This window comes from Enterobacteriaceae bacterium Kacie_13, from assembly GCA_013457415.1.
In the GTDB taxonomy this organism is placed as follows: Bacteria; Pseudomonadota; Gammaproteobacteria; order Enterobacterales; family Enterobacteriaceae; genus Rahnella.
Map to the genome: position 1 here is coordinate 4081954 of CP045665.1, position 15328 is coordinate 4097281.

Sequence of the window (15328 nt, forward strand, 5' to 3'; positions counted from 1 at the left end):
TCCTTTCAGAGAAAGAGTGACCAAAATGACGACGAAGCTCAGGGTCGAAAATCTCAGTAAAACGTTTGTGCTGCATAACCAGAACAGCGCCAGATTACCGGTTTTCAATAATGCCAGCCTGTCGGTGAATGCCGGGGAGTGCGTAGTTCTGCACGGCCATTCCGGCAGCGGGAAATCCACATTATTGCGCTCGTTATACGGCAATTACCTGCCGGACAGCGGCCAGATTTGGGTCGAACATCAGGGTCAGCAAATCGACATGGTGAGCGCCGAAGCGCGGGAAATCCTGGCGGTACGTCGCCATACCGTTGGCTGGGTGAGTCAGTTTCTGCGGGTGATCCCGCGCATCAGCGCGCTGAATCTGGTGATGCAACCGCTGCTGGAGCTCGGCGTCGAGAAAGCCCAAAGCGAAGCCCGTGCCAGCGCTTTGCTGACACATCTCAACGTGCCGGAGCGCCTGTGGCATCTTGCGCCCTCGACGTTTTCCGGCGGCGAGCAGCAACGCGTAAATATCGCCCGCGGGTTTGTGGTCGATTATCCGGTGCTGTTGCTCGATGAACCGACTGCCTCGCTTGATGCGATCAACCGCGCCGCTGTCGTCACGCTTATCGAACAGGCGAAACAACGCGGTGCGGCGGTGGTCGGCATTTTCCATGATGCAGATGTACGCGAGCGCGTCGCCGATCGCCTGTACGAAATGAACCCCGAAACCGCCCCGGAGATGTCCGTATGATCATCAATAACGTCAAACTGGTGCTCGACGATCAAATCGTCGCAGGATCGCTGGAGATGCAAAATGGCGTGATCAGCGCCTTCGCCGACACCCGCAGTCAGCTGCCACAGGCGCTGGACGCACAGGGCGGCTGGCTGATGCCGGGCCTGATCGAGCTGCACACCGACAATCTCGATAAATTTTTCACGCCGCGCCCGAAAGTGGACTGGCCAGCGCATTCGGCCATGAGCAGTCACGATGCGCTGATGATTGCCAGCGGCATCACTACGGTACTCGACGCCGTGGCAGTCGGGGATGTACGTGACGGCGGGCACCGTCTGGATAATCTGCAAAAGATGATCAACGCCATCGTCAACAGCCAGAACGCCGGGCTGAACCGCGCTGAGCACCGTTTGCATCTGCGCTGCGAACTGCCACACAACACCACGCTGCCGCTATTCGAGGAGTTAATGGATACGCCGGTACTGTCGCTGGTATCCCTGATGGACCATTCGCCGGGCCAGCGCCAGTTCTCTACGCCGCAGAAATACCGTGAGTATTATCAGGGCAAATACCACATGAATGACGCACAAATGGATGAATTCCAGGAGGAGCAGATCGCGCTGTCGCGCCGCTGGGCGCAGCCTAACCGCGAAGCGATCGCCGCCCATTGCCGCGCGCGTAATATTTCACTGGCCAGCCATGATGATGCGACCACCGCGCACGTTGAGGAATCGCTGGCGCTCGGGAGTGTGATTGCCGAGTTCCCGACCACCGAAGAAGCAGCGCGTGCCTCGCACGCCAACGGTTTGCAGGTGCTGATGGGTGCACCGAATATCGTGCGCGGCGGTTCGCATTCCGGCAACGTCGCGGCGCATCAGCTGGCGTCACTCGGGCTGCTGGATATATTGTCTTCCGACTATTACCCCGCCAGCCTCCTCGACGCGGTATTCCGCATCGCCGGTGATGAAAGCAACGCATTCACCCTGCCGCAGGCGGTGAAGCTGGTGACACGCAATCCGGCTAACGCACTGGGGTTACAAGATCGCGGTGAAATTGCCGAAGGCAAACGCGCGGATCTGGTGCTGGCGCGGGCGCATGGCGAACATCACTATGTGCAAAACGTCTGGCGGCAGGGCATTCAGGTGTTTTAAACGGAGGCGGGATGAGTCGTTTACTTTATCTGATGGGCGCATCGGGTTCCGGGAAAGACAGCCTGCTGGAGGCGCTGCGTCGGGAGTTACCGGCGGGCGTAGCCGTAGCGCATCGTTACATCACCCGCCCGGCGGACGCTGGTTGCGAGAATCATATCGCGCTGAGTGAAGCCGAATTTATCCAACGTCAGCAGCAAGGTTTGTTCGCGCTGCAATGGCAGGCGCATGAGTGTTGGTACGGCGTCGGGATTGAAATCGACAGCTGGATGCAGCTCGGTTGTCAGGTGGTGGTGAACGGTTCGCGGGCGCATCTGGAAAGCGCCCGTCAGCGTTATGGCACGCTTTTGCTGCCGGTCTGTTTGCAGGTGTCCGAGACGGTGCTGGCGGAACGACTGACCCGGCGCGGACGCGAAGATGCCACGCAGATTGCCTGTCGTCTGCGTCGTGCGAGAGAGTATGACAATGCATTGCCCTCAGGGTGTCAGCGGCTGAACAACGACGGAGAATTACAGGAAACGCTAAGGGCTTTACGGGAATTACTGAGCAGACAGAAGAGAACGCACGGGGAAATGCAGGAGAGCTGATTGGGAGGGGGCAAATTTTGCTTTTTTGCTCCTACCCTATCACAGAGATCCCCGCTGCGGATCTACGACATTGCCCCGGTGCACAGGAAAGTGCTGTCTGGGCAACGTCTTTACTCGCAATTAAAGATCTTCAATACTGGCGGCTATCTGATCGGACTCCAGCACAGTAATCCCGCCCAGTCCGGCATTAAACGCCTGCTCCTGCAACGCTTTCGCCACGACATCGGCATCAATCGCTTTCAGTTTACCGGGCAACAGTTTGAACAGCGGCGCGCTAAGTTGCTCGAGCAGACGCGGCGGATGGCGTTTTCCCACCAGCAATGACGGCCTGACCAGCGTCAGCAGCGGCCAGCCCTGCTGCATCAGCGCCTGTTCCATTTCTCCCTTGGTGCGGTTGTAGAGAAAACGCGAAGTTGCATCAGCTCCGTGAGCACTGACCGCCAGGCAATGGCGGGCACCGAGTTCCCGGGCCGCTTTGGCACTGTCGACGACCAGATCATAATCCACAGCCCGAAACGCCGCCGCGCTTCCCGCCTGCTTTCGCGTGGTGCCGAGACAGCAAAACAGCAAATCGATCGGTTCATCCAGCGCGACAACCAAAGAGGTCAAGTTCGCTCCCAGCGGATTGACCACTTTGCTGCCCGGTGGCAACGGACGGCGGCTTGGCGCGACAATGCGGCTGACACGCGGATCCAGTTGTAGCAGGCGCAACAGTTCGCGCCCCACCAGACCACTTCCACCAAGAAGAAGAACTTTTGCCATATCACTTCCTTTTAAAAAACGGCGTTTCACAGAGAGATAATTGAGTGTTACCTGATTGTTATAGCGGCGCTATAAGACATATCTTGTTACGGATGTTTGTCAGACACCACCCGATCCCACATCAGCTTTTTCCCAAAGCCGAGTGCGTTATCCGTCATCTTGATGTAGTTGAGTTTTAGCCGCCAGACCGGCGCTTTCATCGCGATGGCGACGGGAAAATGCGTGCAGTAAAGCTGGCGCGCGCGGTGCTCTTCTTCGCCGGTCAGCACCGTGGCATCTCCGCGATACTGAATGCCTTTGATTAGCGCGATGGTTTTGGGATGCGGGGCGATGGTGCCGACCACCTGCGGGGATTTTGCCATCAGTGTGCCGTGCAGGGTTTTCATTTCGGTCATGAAATACAGCGACAGGCTTTCTGAATCGGTCACGTAAAAGCAGTTGGCGCTCCACATCTCGCCGTCGGCAACGGCGCACAACGCCAGTACGTGATTTTTATTGAGAAACTTCAGGATGTGTCTCAGATCGTCAGGATTATTCATCAGCGGTGCCCTTTCCATTCTTTGCCCACAGTGTAACGCGCCGCTTTGCGTTTTTACGTCACTCCTTTATGCGCTTCAGGTAAACTTACGCAAATTTTGCTAAATGCACCGAGCCTATGTCTGCCGCATCGAACTGGTATTTATACATGTTGAGAACCCCGACCGGTGTGCTTTACACCGGGATCACCACCGACGTTGCACGGCGTCTGGGTGAGCATCAATCCGGTAAAGGGGCGAAAGCGCTACGTGGAAAAGGCGAATTGCAGCTGGCGTTTCACTGCGCGGCGGGCGATCGCTCGCTGGCGTCAAAGCTGGAGCTGAAAGTGAAAAAACTCACTAAAGCACAGAAGGAATTGCTGGTGAAAGCCGCCCCGGAATCACTGGAACGTTATCTGGGATGGTCAGAAAGCGACAGTCAGGAAGAAAGCCAACGGGCCTGAACACAGACCCGTGGGTAAATCAGAACCGGTTGAACGCAGGCGGGAAGACCACTTCTCCGCTGGCGTTAGTGAGCGCATCGTCAGTGAGCGTGAACAGCTGGAAAGTTTGTTCCGCGCCCGGCCAGCGGCAATGCAAGTCATGCGACGCCGCCGGTTTAAAACCGAAGCGACCATAATAAGCCGGGTCACCCAGCACAACCACCGCGGCGTAACCGAATTCGTTCAGGGAATCTAACCCTTCGTAAATTAACTTTTCGCCGAGCCCCTGACGGCGCAGAGATTCTTCCACCGCCAGCGGTGCCAGTCCGACCCAGTTGCGGTCTTCACCCTGAATATCGACCGGGCAAAATGCGACATACCCCACTACGCCGCCTTCGTCATCGGTTGCCACCACGCCCAGCGTCAGTAAACCGTCTTCGCGCAGTTCCTGCACCAGATCGGCTTCTGCGCCCGTCGGGAAAGCGGAACGCAACAGACGGTCAATGCCCGCTGCATCAACAGGAATTTCAGTTCGGATTAACATGGTTCAGTTACCGGAGCTTGCGGCTCACGGTCCTCCTGCATACCCGCTTCGACAAAATCGGCCAGATGCAACAGACCGTTTTTCAACAGCACAGGCATGGTATCAAGATCGATAGAATCCATCAGATTCTTCACATACAGACCGAGTTCGGTATCACCCTCAATGCGCAGACGGCGCTGGAAGAACAGCGTGTCCGGATCTTCTTTGCGGGCGGCGATCAGGATCAGATCATTGGCGCAACCGCTGAAACTGACATCGGCGACGCCTTCTTCGCGGATCACCAGTTTTCCAGCTTCCACTGACATCTGCCAGCTCAGACTGAGATCGGTGACATCAATTTTTAACCAACGGCTGTCCAAAAAATCCAGTTCACCGTCGGCCAGCGCCTGACGTAGCTGCCAGCTCAACACCTGCTGCAAAACCTGACGCCGTAGCGCGAAAGGGGTGAATTTTAAAGGCACACTTAACAGGGATGGCCCCTGACGAACCATACGTGCACGTAGTTTTTGCAACACTGGCACTACTCCTTTCGGTAACTTTTTGGGCAACTCTCGGCACTATTTTGCCACATCACCAGACTCATTCAGCGGCCTGCATCAATAAATACTGCAACAGAAAAACCTCACGTACAACCTCCCCGGCCCTAACCCCCCTCTCAATACCCCATAAACTGCCTCAAATCAAAATATTGCACCTATAGCTTCTCTAAAATGGTTAGCCAATCAAAGCCTTCGCTGATGAATGAATTACGTCGGCAAATGGCTTCTCATCACTATCAACCCTTCAGCTACGCTGTCCGGTTGCAGCAAGGAATGATTATGGAGCTACTTTGCCCGGCAGGGAATTTACCTGCGCTGAAAGCGGCAGTCGATAATGGTGCCGATGCGGTTTATATCGGCCTGAAAGACGATACCAATGCGCGTCATTTTGCCGGCCTGAATTTCACCGAGAAAAAGCTCCAGGAGGCGGCCAACTATGTTCACCGTCATCGCCGCAAACTGCATATTGCCATCAATACATTTGCGCACCCTGACGGTTATCAGCGCTGGGAACGCGCCGTGGACATGGCCGCGCAGCTCGGTGCCGATGCCTTAATCCTCGCGGATATCGCGATGCTTGATTACGCCGCCAATAAATATCCTCATGTCGAACGCCACGTCTCGGTGCAGGCATCCGCTACCAACGACGAAGCGATCCGTTTCTATAAACGTAATTTCGACGTCGCCCGCGTGGTGTTGCCGCGTGTGCTTTCCATGCATCAGGTGCGCCAGCTCTCACGCACGACGGTTGTGCCGCTGGAAGTGTTCGCGTTCGGCAGCCTGTGCATCATGGCCGAAGGCCGCTGCTATCTGTCCTCCTATCTGACCGGTGAATCCCCGAACACCGTTGGCGCGTGTTCGCCGGCGCGCTTCGTCCGCTGGCAGCAAACCGCACAGGGCATGGAATCCCGCCTGAACGACGTGCTGATCGACCGTTATGACGAAGGCGAAAATGCCGGATATCCGACGCTGTGCAAAGGCCGTTATCTGGTGGATGGTGCGAAGTATCACGCGCTGGAAGAGCCGACCAGCCTGAATACGCTGGAGCTTCTGCCGGAACTGTTTGCCGCCAATATTGCGTCAGTGAAGATTGAGGGGCGCCAGCGCAGCCCGGCGTATGTCAGCCAGGTCGCCCGCGTCTGGCGTGCGGCGATCGACCGTTGCATGGCCGATCCACAGAATTTCAAAACCGATGCCGCGTGGATGAGCACGCTGGGTGCAATGTCTGAAGGTACGCAAACCACGCTCGGTGCGTATCACCGCAAATGGCAGTGACTTAAGAGACGATGATGAAATATTCTTTAGGAGCGATCCTTTATTACTGGCCGAAAGCGCAGGTTGAAGCGTTTTATCAGGCCGCCGCAGAAAGCAGCGCCGACGTAATTTATATCGGGGAAAATGTCTGCACCAAACGCCGTGAAATGAAAGTGAACGACTGGATGGAAATCGCGCGCCAGCTGGCAGCGACCGGCAAACAGGTCGTCATCTCCACGCTGGCCTTATTACAGGCGCCTTCCGAACTGAATGAGCTGAAGCGTTACGTCGAAAACGGTGAGTTTCTCCTGGAAGCTAATGATTTCGGCGCCGTAAATATGGCGGCGGAGCGCAACCTGCCGTTTGTGGCTGGCCATGCACTGAACTGCTACAACGCGGTCACACTTAAGATTTTGCAAAAACAGGGGATGGTGCGCTGGTGTATGCCCGTCGAGCTTTCCCGCGACTGGCTGGTGAATCTGCTGAATCAGTGTCAGGATCTGGGTATTCGCGATAAGTTTGAAGTGGAAGTGCTCTCCTACGGACACCTGCCGCTGGCGTACTCGGCACGCTGTTTCACCGCGCGTTCGGAAAATAAAGCCAAGGACGAATGCGAAACCTGCTGCATTGATTATCCGCAGGGTCGCAAAGTGCTGTCGCAGGAAAATCAGCAGGTGTTTGTGCTTAATGGTATCCAGACACAGAGTGGCTATTGCTACAATCTCGGCAATGAATTGATGTCGATGCAGGGGCTGGTGGATATCGTGCGGCTGTCCCCGGAAAGCATGGATTCCCTCACCACGCTGGAAGCCTTCCGTAACAACGAGCGCGGATTAGCACCGCTTCATCTGACCGATAAAGCTGACTGTAACGGTTACTGGCAGCGTGTCGCCGGGCTGGAGCTGCGTCAGTAATACTCTGGCGCTTAAAGCAAAAGGGATATGACGTTGCGGTCATATCCCTTTTTTGATCATGCGCTTTTATGCTTACGTCTGAACATCGTCCGCAGCCGGACGCCATCGCGCAACATCCCCACCGCGATACCGATAAAGGTGTAAAACCCGCAGAGAAGCAGCAGCATCAGAATATCGCCGCCGACGTCTTTGAACGGCAACCCCATCTGATTCACCCCGGCAATCGCTTTGGTCGCCCACGTCGAAGGCAGCATGGAAGAAATCCCCCTCACCCACGCGGGCATCGCCTGAAGCGGCCAGATAGTGCCGGAAATGTAGAAGACAGGCGTGGTCAGAAAAGCTAACGTCAGGTAGATAAGTTCAACGCTGCGCAGGCATTCCGTCACCAGTTTACCCAGCCCTAACACGGCCAGCAGGAACGGAAACGTCAGCAAGAGGATCTCAGGAATACTCGCCGTCTGCCGGTAGCCTAAAATCCATGGCCACAGCACGAACAGAACGATCGACAAAAATAACCACACCGGGATCAGCGCAGAAATCCCGCCGAGAAATGCCGGGATTGCCGGTTTCCCGGAGGGGCCGCTGTTAAGAACGATGCTGACGCGCACGCTGGCGATCAACAGAGAATGCTGTAATAACATCACCAGCAGACCGGGAAAAATGATTGCCGCGAAACTGATGCCGGGGTTAAACAGATCGAGCGTCTGGCCGACCATTGGCGACAACACCACGCTGGCCTGTCGTTCGCTGAATCCGTTACGCAACAGGAGATCGCTATTGTACTGCGTAAGGATCGACTGGTACGCAGCCAGTACATCCTGCTGGATCTGGCCGTTCGCCAGCCGGTTGGTGGCATCGCCGTACACCGGGATCACAATGTTCTGACCGGCGAGAATTTTCTTTTCAAGATCGACCGGCATGATAATCACCGCGAACAGCTGGCGCAGCGCCAGATCGTGTTCCGCATCCGCCAGATTTTCGTACTGCACGGTTTTGACTTTCGATGTAGCGTCAAGCTGACGGGTCAGCATCCGGCTGGCGGAGCTGTGGTCCTGATCAACCACCGCCACCGGCAAATCCCACACCGTACGGTTGGCGTAGACCAGGCTCATTACGCACAGCGAGATCAGCAACATCATCCACATTGGTTTATCGAGCAGGCCGGTAAGCACTTTGCTGAACGTACCCCACCAGGTTTTGAACCATTCACGACGGGTCATTTTCCTGGCTCCTGTTGTTTCATCCGCAGGTATAACCGCCTGCGCACGAGGAAGCCGGTGATCAGCGGGTAAATCAGCAGGATGGCGCAAACCATCAGAATGCCGCGCACTGAGACCTCTCGCAGGAAGACGTCAAACATCGCGGCCAGCGCGTAACTGAGCGGTTCGATGCCGGAGATAATACGTGCAGGCAGCGGCATCGAGAGCACCGGCACCGCCATGCCGGAGAAGGTCAGCGCGATACTGACGAAGATCCCCATCATGGTGTAGGCGGTAATGGTGGTTTTAGTGAAGGTGAACAGCAGCAGCCCGAGGCTCTGGGCGGCAATCACATAGAAAAAGCCGACAAGCAACATATAGAGCGGATTGCCGCTAACCCGCGCATCAAAGAACCCCACCAGCATGGCGATTTCCACCATCAGCAAGGTCGTGAAACACAATGTGTACGGGGCAAGTTTTCCGAGCAACGCCAGGGTAAACGACGGTGCGCTGAGCAACGCCTGACTGCGTGCCATCACGTAGATCATGCAAGTCACGGTGAAAAGTTGCAGCAGGTGAATGGTGGCGGCGAACTGCTGGTAGTAAATGTAACTGCCGCTGGCGTTAAACAGGCTACCGTAGGAGAGATCAACGCTCGCCAGCGACGGCAGCGTTTTGCCGATTTCCTTGGCGATAATCGAACGGTAGCGGGTGTTGAGTTCGGTGATAAGCCCGCTGAAATCCTGCGTGGAGTATAAACCGGCACCATAGAACAAAGCGTTATAGTACAGAACAACGCTCGGCTGTTTTCCGGCCAACACGTCGGCTTCGAAATCCGTGGGAATATACAGCAGCGCGTAATCTTGTGCCGTGCGCAGCCGGTATTCGGCCTCCTGCAATCCACCGTTGAAAACCTGCACATGAGCGTGGGAACCGGCATCGAGTTTACGGACCAGTGTTTTCGAGAGACTGCTGTGATCGTTATCGACTACCGATACCGGTAAGTCCAGCAAAGTGCCTTCCGAAAAATTGCTGCTGATAAGCCCGAACAGCAGCAAGGGGAAAATCCAGCACAGCCAGTGAATCACCGGTTTACGGAAGGCAAAACTGACCTCGCGGTTAAAAGCACGGCTAAAGCAGCGCCATCCGGCCTTTATCCTTTCACTGCGCGGCGCTTTGACCCGCTTCACTTCGCCTTCCACTGCCACAGCGCGCTCATGCCCTGACGCAGACCGGGCACCGGTTTCGCCGGGTACAGACGCACTTCGAAGGTCTTGAGATCGAAGTCGCCCGTCGCACGCGTCGCACGTTTGGTGGCGTAATCGCCTAGCGGCGCGATGTAGCGCACTTCAGCCTCAATCAGCTGATTGTTCAACGCAGGCACGCGCATTTGCACTTTGTCGCCTTTGCGCACGCCAGCCAGAATATCTTCACGCAGGTTAAAAACAAAATAGGCATCCGGCAGGCGGACTAATGTCAGCAACGGACTGTTAGCACTTTCCAGCTCGCCAACTTCTACCGGGATCGGCCCCACTTCTCCATCAACCGGCGCTTTGACCTGTAAGTCGTCGGTTTGCGCTTTCAGCTCAAGTAAATTTTCTTCCGCCTGACGCAGCTGTGCGGCGTAGCTTTCGCGTTGTTCAACGCGGTCGCCGTTAGTGCCTTCATCAAGATTGGCTTTGGCGACCAGCACCTGCTGATAGGCGCTGTCGCGGGCACGGCGGGAATCTTCTAAATCAGAGGCAGAAATAAAGCCTTTCGCCGCGACCCTGGCGTTGCGGTTGTAGAGATCGCGGGCGTTGATATATTCGGCCTGAGACTGCGCCAGCGTGGCTTTCAGGTTACGAATACTTTCTTCACGTGTACCGTTTACGGAGAGGTCGAGCTGAGCTTTCGCCTGATCACGTGCTGCTTCCAGTGCACGCAGCTGCGCCATCATTTCCGGGCTGTCGAGAGTAATCAGCAACTGGCCGGCTTTGACATCATCCCCCCGCTCAACATGGCGCTCAATCACGCGCCCTTTGGCTTTCGAGGCGACAATAACCTCAGGCGCATCCACTTCGCCCTGCAACAATAAATCCTGATTGTGCGCGCGGAATAAGACCGCTAAAGACACCGCTACGGCGACCAGCAGAAGGGTCAATAAAATACGTTTGCTCATGTGTTGCCTGATCCTTTTTTCTCGCCAGTTTTTTCAACGGCATGGAGTTTCCATTCCTTTATCGTCCGTTTTAACCGCGCTCCATTTTCGGAGTAATAAGTTCATCATAGGTGACGTTCAATCATAGCGGCGCAGACAAAGACGTTTTAACACAAAACAACATATTGGTTGAAACGATAAATTGAACATAATCCATAGTCACTACGTATGAATAAGAGGATCAGGAAAGGCACAAATGCAGTATTCAATCTGCGATGAATGGGTAATACTCGTTCTAATTATGAGCATTTTTAGCGGGCGAGCCGCTTTCTTTTCGCCCCTCAACGAGTGAGCCGTGACTATGTCTGATAAACACACCGTTCCCCTTTCCGTTCTCGATCTGGCACCTGTTCCACAAGGTTCTGATCCCGCGCAGGCCTTTAAATCGTCCCTGGAACTGGCGCAACATGCTGAGAAATGGGGCTATCAACGTTACTGGATGGCAGAACACCACAACATGACCGGCATCGCCAGCGCGGCGACATCGGTATTGCTGGGTTACATCGCGGGCGGCACGAAATCTATTCGCGTCGGTTCCGGCGGTGTCATGCTGCCCAACCATTCCCCGCTGGTGATTGCCGAACAGTTCGGCACGCTGGCCACGCTGTATCCGAACCGTGTCGATCTGGGTCTTGGCCGTGCGCCGGGTACCGATCAGCGCACCATGATTGCTCTTCGCCGTCATCTTTCCGGCGAAATCGATAACTTCCCGAAAGATGTGCAGGAATTGCAGATGTATTTCGGTGAAGTTCAGCCGCATCAGGCAGTTCAGGCCGTACCGGGTCAGGGATTGCATGTGCCAATCTGGTTGCTGGGTTCAAGCCTGTACAGCGCTCAGCTGGCTGCCGCGCTCGGGTTACCCTTCGCCTTTGCATCGCATTTCGCGCCGGACATGCTGTATCAGGCATTAGCGATTTACCGCAGCAAGTTCCAGCCCTCCGGGCAGCTTGAAAAGCCGTATGCGATGGTGTGTCTCAACGCTATTGGCGCAGATACCGATGAAGAAGCGCGCCGGATGTTTACCTCCAATCAGCAGCAGTTTATTAATCTGCGCCGCGGTATGCCGGGCAAACTGCCTGCACCGGTGGATAACATAGAAAGCCTGTGGTCTGCATCAGAACGCTTTGGTGTGGATAACGCACTGCGTATGTCGGTGGTCGGTAATAAAGACACACTGCGTCAGGGTTTGCAGTCGATTCTGCGTGAAACGCAAGCCGATGAGCTGATGATCAATGGACAGATTTTTGACCAGCAGGCGCGTTTGCGCTCGTTTGAAATCGTCTCTGAGTTACAGGGCGATTTGGTGAAAGAACAGCGCATCAGCTAAGCACTTCGACAAATGACCGACGAAAAAAAACCAGCCTGTGAAGGCTGGTTTTTTATTATCTGAACTTCAGTAAACCGAAGTGCGATAAATTATGCGTCAGTAGTACGACGTGGTGCGCGGCTTGGCGGACGACGTTCGCCAGCTGCTGAAGAACCTTCACGACGGTCGCCGCTGAAAGAACGTGGAGCGCCGTTACCACGACGTTCGCCACCAGCACCGGCTGGACGATCACCGTTGAAAGAACGCGGAGCACCGTTACCACGACGCTCGCCACCAGCACCGGCCGGACGTTCGCGACGTGCAGGCTGCGGCTGAGCATCACCCAGCAACTGCATGTTCATCGGTTTGTTCAGGATGCGGGTACGGGTGAAATGAGACAGAATCTCGCCCGGCATACCTTTCGGCAGTTCGATAGTAGAGTGCGTACCGAACAGCTTGATGTTACCAATGTAACGGCTGCTGATGTCGCCTTCGTTAGCGATCGCGCCAACGATGTGACGAACTTCAACACCATCATCACGACCCACTTCGATACGGTACAGTTCCATATCGCCAGCTTCACGACGTTCACGACGCGGGCTGTCACCATCACGTGCAGGACGGTCATTGCTGCGAGCCGGACGGTCACGACGATCGCCACGGTCACCGCGGTCGCCACGTTCTTCAAATTCACGACGCGGTGGACGGCTTTTGAAGATTGGGTCAGCGGCAACGATCAGAGGACGTTCGCCCTGTGCCATTTTCAGCAGTGCAGCAGCCAGCGTTTCGATGTCCAACTCTTCTGCAGGTTGCAGTTTAGCCAACAGCGCGCGGTACTGATCCAGATCGCTGCTTTCCAGTTGTTGCTGAACTTTTGCTGCGAACTTAGCAAGACGACGCTCGCCCAGCACATCAGCAGTAGGAATTTCAACTTCTGGAATGGTCAGCTTCATGGTGCGTTCAATGTTACGCAACAGGCGACGTTCACGGTTCTCAACGAACAGTAATGCGCGACCTGCACGGCCAGCACGACCGGTACGGCCGATACGGTGAACGTAAGACTCAGAATCCATCGGGATGTCGTAGTTAACAACCAGGCTGATACGTTCTACGTCGAGACCACGTGCTGCCACGTCGGTTGCGATCAGAATGTCCAGACGGCCATCTTTCAGACGTTCCAGTGTCTGCTCACGCAGGGCCTGGTTCATATCACCGTTCAGTGCAGCGCTGCTGTAGCCGCTACGTTCCAGGGCTTCAGCCACTTCCAGCGTCGCGCTTTTAGTACGCACGAAGATGATGGCTGCATCAAAGTCTTCAGCTTCCAGGAAACGCACCAGAGCTTCATTTTTACGCAGGCCGTGCACAGTCCAGTAACTCTGGCTGATGTCCGGACGGGTAGTGATGCTTGACTGAATGCGTACTTCCTGTGGATCTTTCATGAAGCGACGGGTAATACGACGGATCGCTTCTGGCATGGTTGCAGAGAACAACGCGGTCTGATGCTGAGCCGGGATCTGCGCCATGATAGTTTCGACATCTTCGATGAAGCCCATACGCAGCATTTCATCGGCTTCGTCCAGTACCAGACCGCTCAGGTTAGAGAGGTTCAGGGTGCCACGTTTCAGGTGGTCCAGCAGGCGGCCCGGGGTACCCACAACAACTTGTGGACCTTGACGCAGTGCGCGCAGCTGAACGTCATAGCGCTGGCCGCCGTAAAGGGCAACCACATTCACGCCATGCATATGTTTAGAGAAGTCAGTCATTGCTTCAGCAACCTGAACCGCCAGTTCGCGGGTGGGTGCCAGAACAAGAATTTGTGGTGCTTTCAGTGAAGCATCAATGTTGTGCAGCAAAGGTAAAGAGAATGCAGCAGTTTTACCGGAACCGGTCTGCGCCATACCCAGAACATCGCGGCCGCTCAGCAGGTGAGGAATACACTCAGCCTGGATTGGTGAAGGTTTTTCGTAGCCCAAATCGGTAAGGGCAGAAATGATCGGAGCAGACAGCCCCAGGTCAGCAAAAGAGATTTCAAGCTCAGTAGTCATGTACACGTGCCTCATTAATAATGGCAGCCAGTCTACATAACTCGTCGAGAAAATTTTCAGTCATTTTCATTGAAAAGTGTGAACCGGCTCAAATTAGATTATAAAACGAACAAAGCAACCCTCGCCCGTTAAGGCGCTTAAAAATGGAAAAAACCATGATTAATCAGGCTGATTGGTGTCGTCAGCTATTGCTGGTCCGATTCTGATAGGTCGTCTTGCTCTTGGCCCAAAAGCGCCAATTCCAACAATGCATAGCGGTGCTCAACAAAGTTGTGAACGTTGTTAGCTACCGTCAGTTTGAACAGTGCCGCGGCGCTGTTCTTGTCCCCCAGACTTAGGTAATGCTTACCTAAATAGAAGTCAGTTTCACTGAGATGCTCAGCGAGCGAAGTGTTATCCGTTGCTTCTGCCTTGAGGCGTTCCATCAGCGTAGTTTCGCTGATTTTGCCCAGGTAGAATTCGACGATATTCCATCCCCATTGCCCTCTGTCCGCTTTGTCATAACGCTGTTGAAGCGCTACGTCGGCATCCTTCGGATTGATTTCTCGCTCCGCAAGGTAAAGCCATAACGAACGGAAGGGATCATTTGGATCGTCTCGATAAAACGCCTGCAGATCATCCTGCGCTAACGAGAATCGGCCACCGTAATACAGTGCGATACCTCGGTTCAAACGCGCGTAGTTGTAAGTTGGATCAAGCTCTAGTACAGAATCAAACGCTTCATAGGCAGCATCGAAATTGCCTGCCTGCGTTAGGTAAATCCCCAGGTAGTTAAAAACTTCTGGCATATCAGGACGAATAGACAGCGCTTGTGAAAAATCATTTCGCGCCAGTGCTCTTAGCCCGAGACTATCATACAGCACACCGCGCTCATATAATAGCTGTGCTCTCTCATCATCGGTTAATGACCGGCTGGCAAGAATTTGTTCCATGCGTGCCAGGATGACTTCCTGCTGCAACGTCGGCTGCAACGGAATCGCCAGAACTTCATTTTTACGCCAATCATGGTTGCTGCATCCTGCCAACATAAGTGCTGTCGCAACATAACACCAGCGCAAGAAAGGCTTCATTTCTACTCCCGGAGACAAACATTGGATAGACGTCCTGTCATCCGCTTGCTTAACACAAACGCATCCTACGTTCGTGATACGAACAGC

General features: G+C 54.8%; 17 protein-coding genes. 7 read left to right on the plus strand and 10 right to left on the minus strand.

The window, feature by feature from the left end:
* The first annotated feature begins 25 nt into the window (after positions 1-25).
* The 3 genes from phnL to phnN are packed head-to-tail and all read left to right on the plus strand — an operon-like array spanning position 26 to position 2450.
* A complete protein-coding gene (phnL, locus tag GE278_18640; GenBank protein ID QLK62649.1) occupies positions 26-733 on the plus strand; it encodes a phosphonate C-P lyase system protein PhnL in 708 nt (235 codons plus the stop codon).
* Positions 730-1866 (plus strand): alpha-D-ribose 1-methylphosphonate 5-triphosphate diphosphatase, encoded by a 1137-nt coding sequence (gene phnM, locus GE278_18645; GenBank protein QLK62650.1) that lies wholly within the window; start codon positions 730-732, stop codon positions 1864-1866. Before phnL ends, phnM begins: the two co-directional genes overlap by 4 nt.
* An 11-nt stretch (positions 1867-1877) precedes the next feature.
* Positions 1878-2450, plus strand: coding sequence for a ribose 1,5-bisphosphokinase (phnN, locus tag GE278_18650; protein ID QLK62651.1), 573 nt, complete (start codon positions 1878-1880; stop codon positions 2448-2450).
* A gap of 120 nt (positions 2451-2570) precedes the next feature.
* On the opposite strand, the gene GE278_18655 is transcribed toward phnN, so the two are convergent.
* Together GE278_18655 and GE278_18660 are read right to left on the minus strand one after the other, a co-directional pair.
* Complete coding sequence (locus tag GE278_18655; GenBank protein QLK62652.1) at positions 2571-3212, minus strand: hypothetical protein; 642 nt, start codon at positions 3210-3212, stop codon at positions 2571-2573.
* 86 nt (positions 3213-3298) lie between these two features.
* Positions 3299-3751, minus strand: a complete 453-nt coding sequence (locus GE278_18660; GenBank protein QLK62653.1) for a hypothetical protein — start codon at positions 3749-3751, stop codon at positions 3299-3301.
* Positions 3752-3867: 116 nt separating this feature from the next.
* Here GE278_18660 and GE278_18665 point away from each other — a divergent pair, with 116 nt between their 5' ends.
* Positions 3868-4191 (plus strand): hypothetical protein, encoded by a 324-nt coding sequence (locus GE278_18665; protein QLK62654.1) that lies wholly within the window; start codon positions 3868-3870, stop codon positions 4189-4191.
* A gap of 19 nt (positions 4192-4210) precedes the next feature.
* Here GE278_18665 and GE278_18670 read toward each other — a convergent pair whose 3' ends face one another.
* Complete coding sequence (locus tag GE278_18670; protein ID QLK62655.1) at positions 4211-4714, minus strand: GNAT family N-acetyltransferase; 504 nt, start codon at positions 4712-4714, stop codon at positions 4211-4213.
* A complete protein-coding gene (locus GE278_18675) occupies positions 4708-5229 on the minus strand; it encodes an SCP2 domain-containing protein (GenBank protein ID QLK62656.1) in 522 nt (173 codons plus the stop codon). Before GE278_18675 ends, GE278_18670 begins: the two co-directional genes overlap by 7 nt.
* 303 nt (positions 5230-5532) lie before the next feature.
* Here GE278_18675 and GE278_18680 point away from each other — a divergent pair, with 303 nt between their 5' ends.
* Together GE278_18680 and GE278_18685 are read left to right on the plus strand one after the other, a co-directional pair.
* Positions 5533-6528, plus strand: a complete 996-nt coding sequence (locus GE278_18680) for a U32 family peptidase (protein QLK62657.1) — start codon at positions 5533-5535, stop codon at positions 6526-6528.
* 14 nt (positions 6529-6542) lie between these two features.
* Positions 6543-7421: a U32 family peptidase gene (locus tag GE278_18685; GenBank protein ID QLK62658.1), complete on the plus strand. Its 879-nt coding sequence runs from the start codon at positions 6543-6545 to the stop codon at positions 7419-7421.
* Positions 7422-7477: 56 nt separating this feature from the next.
* On the opposite strand, the gene GE278_18690 is transcribed toward GE278_18685, so the two are convergent.
* From GE278_18690 to GE278_18700, 3 genes are read right to left on the minus strand one after another with little or no spacing between them, the layout of a single operon-like run.
* Entirely contained in the window at positions 7478-8641 is a 1164-nt protein-coding gene (locus GE278_18690) for an ABC transporter permease (GenBank protein ID QLK62659.1), read from the minus strand.
* The gene (locus GE278_18695) at positions 8638-9810 is read right to left on the minus strand and encodes an ABC transporter permease (protein QLK63347.1); all 1173 of its coding nucleotides are present in this window, start codon (positions 9808-9810) and stop codon (positions 8638-8640) included. The genes GE278_18690 and GE278_18695 overlap by 4 nt, the downstream gene beginning before the upstream one ends.
* Positions 9807-10781 carry a biotin/lipoyl-binding protein gene (locus tag GE278_18700; GenBank protein ID QLK62660.1) on the minus strand — a complete coding sequence of 325 codons (975 nt, stop codon included), beginning with the start codon at positions 10779-10781 and terminating at the stop codon, positions 9807-9809. The genes GE278_18695 and GE278_18700 overlap by 4 nt, the downstream gene beginning before the upstream one ends.
* 340 nt (positions 10782-11121) lie before the next feature.
* Between GE278_18700 and GE278_18705 the strand changes: the two genes are divergently transcribed.
* Complete coding sequence (locus tag GE278_18705) at positions 11122-12147, plus strand: luciferase-like monooxygenase (GenBank protein ID QLK62661.1); 1026 nt, start codon at positions 11122-11124, stop codon at positions 12145-12147.
* Between the two features lie 89 nt (positions 12148-12236).
* Here GE278_18705 and GE278_18710 read toward each other — a convergent pair whose 3' ends face one another.
* From GE278_18710 to nlpI, 3 genes are all read right to left on the minus strand, one after another.
* Positions 12237-14171, minus strand: a complete 1935-nt coding sequence (locus GE278_18710; GenBank protein QLK62662.1) for a DEAD/DEAH family ATP-dependent RNA helicase — start codon at positions 14169-14171, stop codon at positions 12237-12239.
* Positions 14161-14241, minus strand: a complete 81-nt coding sequence (yrbN, locus tag GE278_18715; protein QLK63348.1) for a protein YrbN — start codon at positions 14239-14241, stop codon at positions 14161-14163. The genes GE278_18710 and yrbN overlap by 11 nt, the downstream gene beginning before the upstream one ends.
* A gap of 115 nt (positions 14242-14356) precedes the next feature.
* Entirely contained in the window at positions 14357-15241 is an 885-nt protein-coding gene (gene nlpI / locus GE278_18720) for a lipoprotein NlpI (GenBank protein QLK62663.1), read from the minus strand.
* Positions 15242-15328 lie beyond the last annotated feature (87 nt).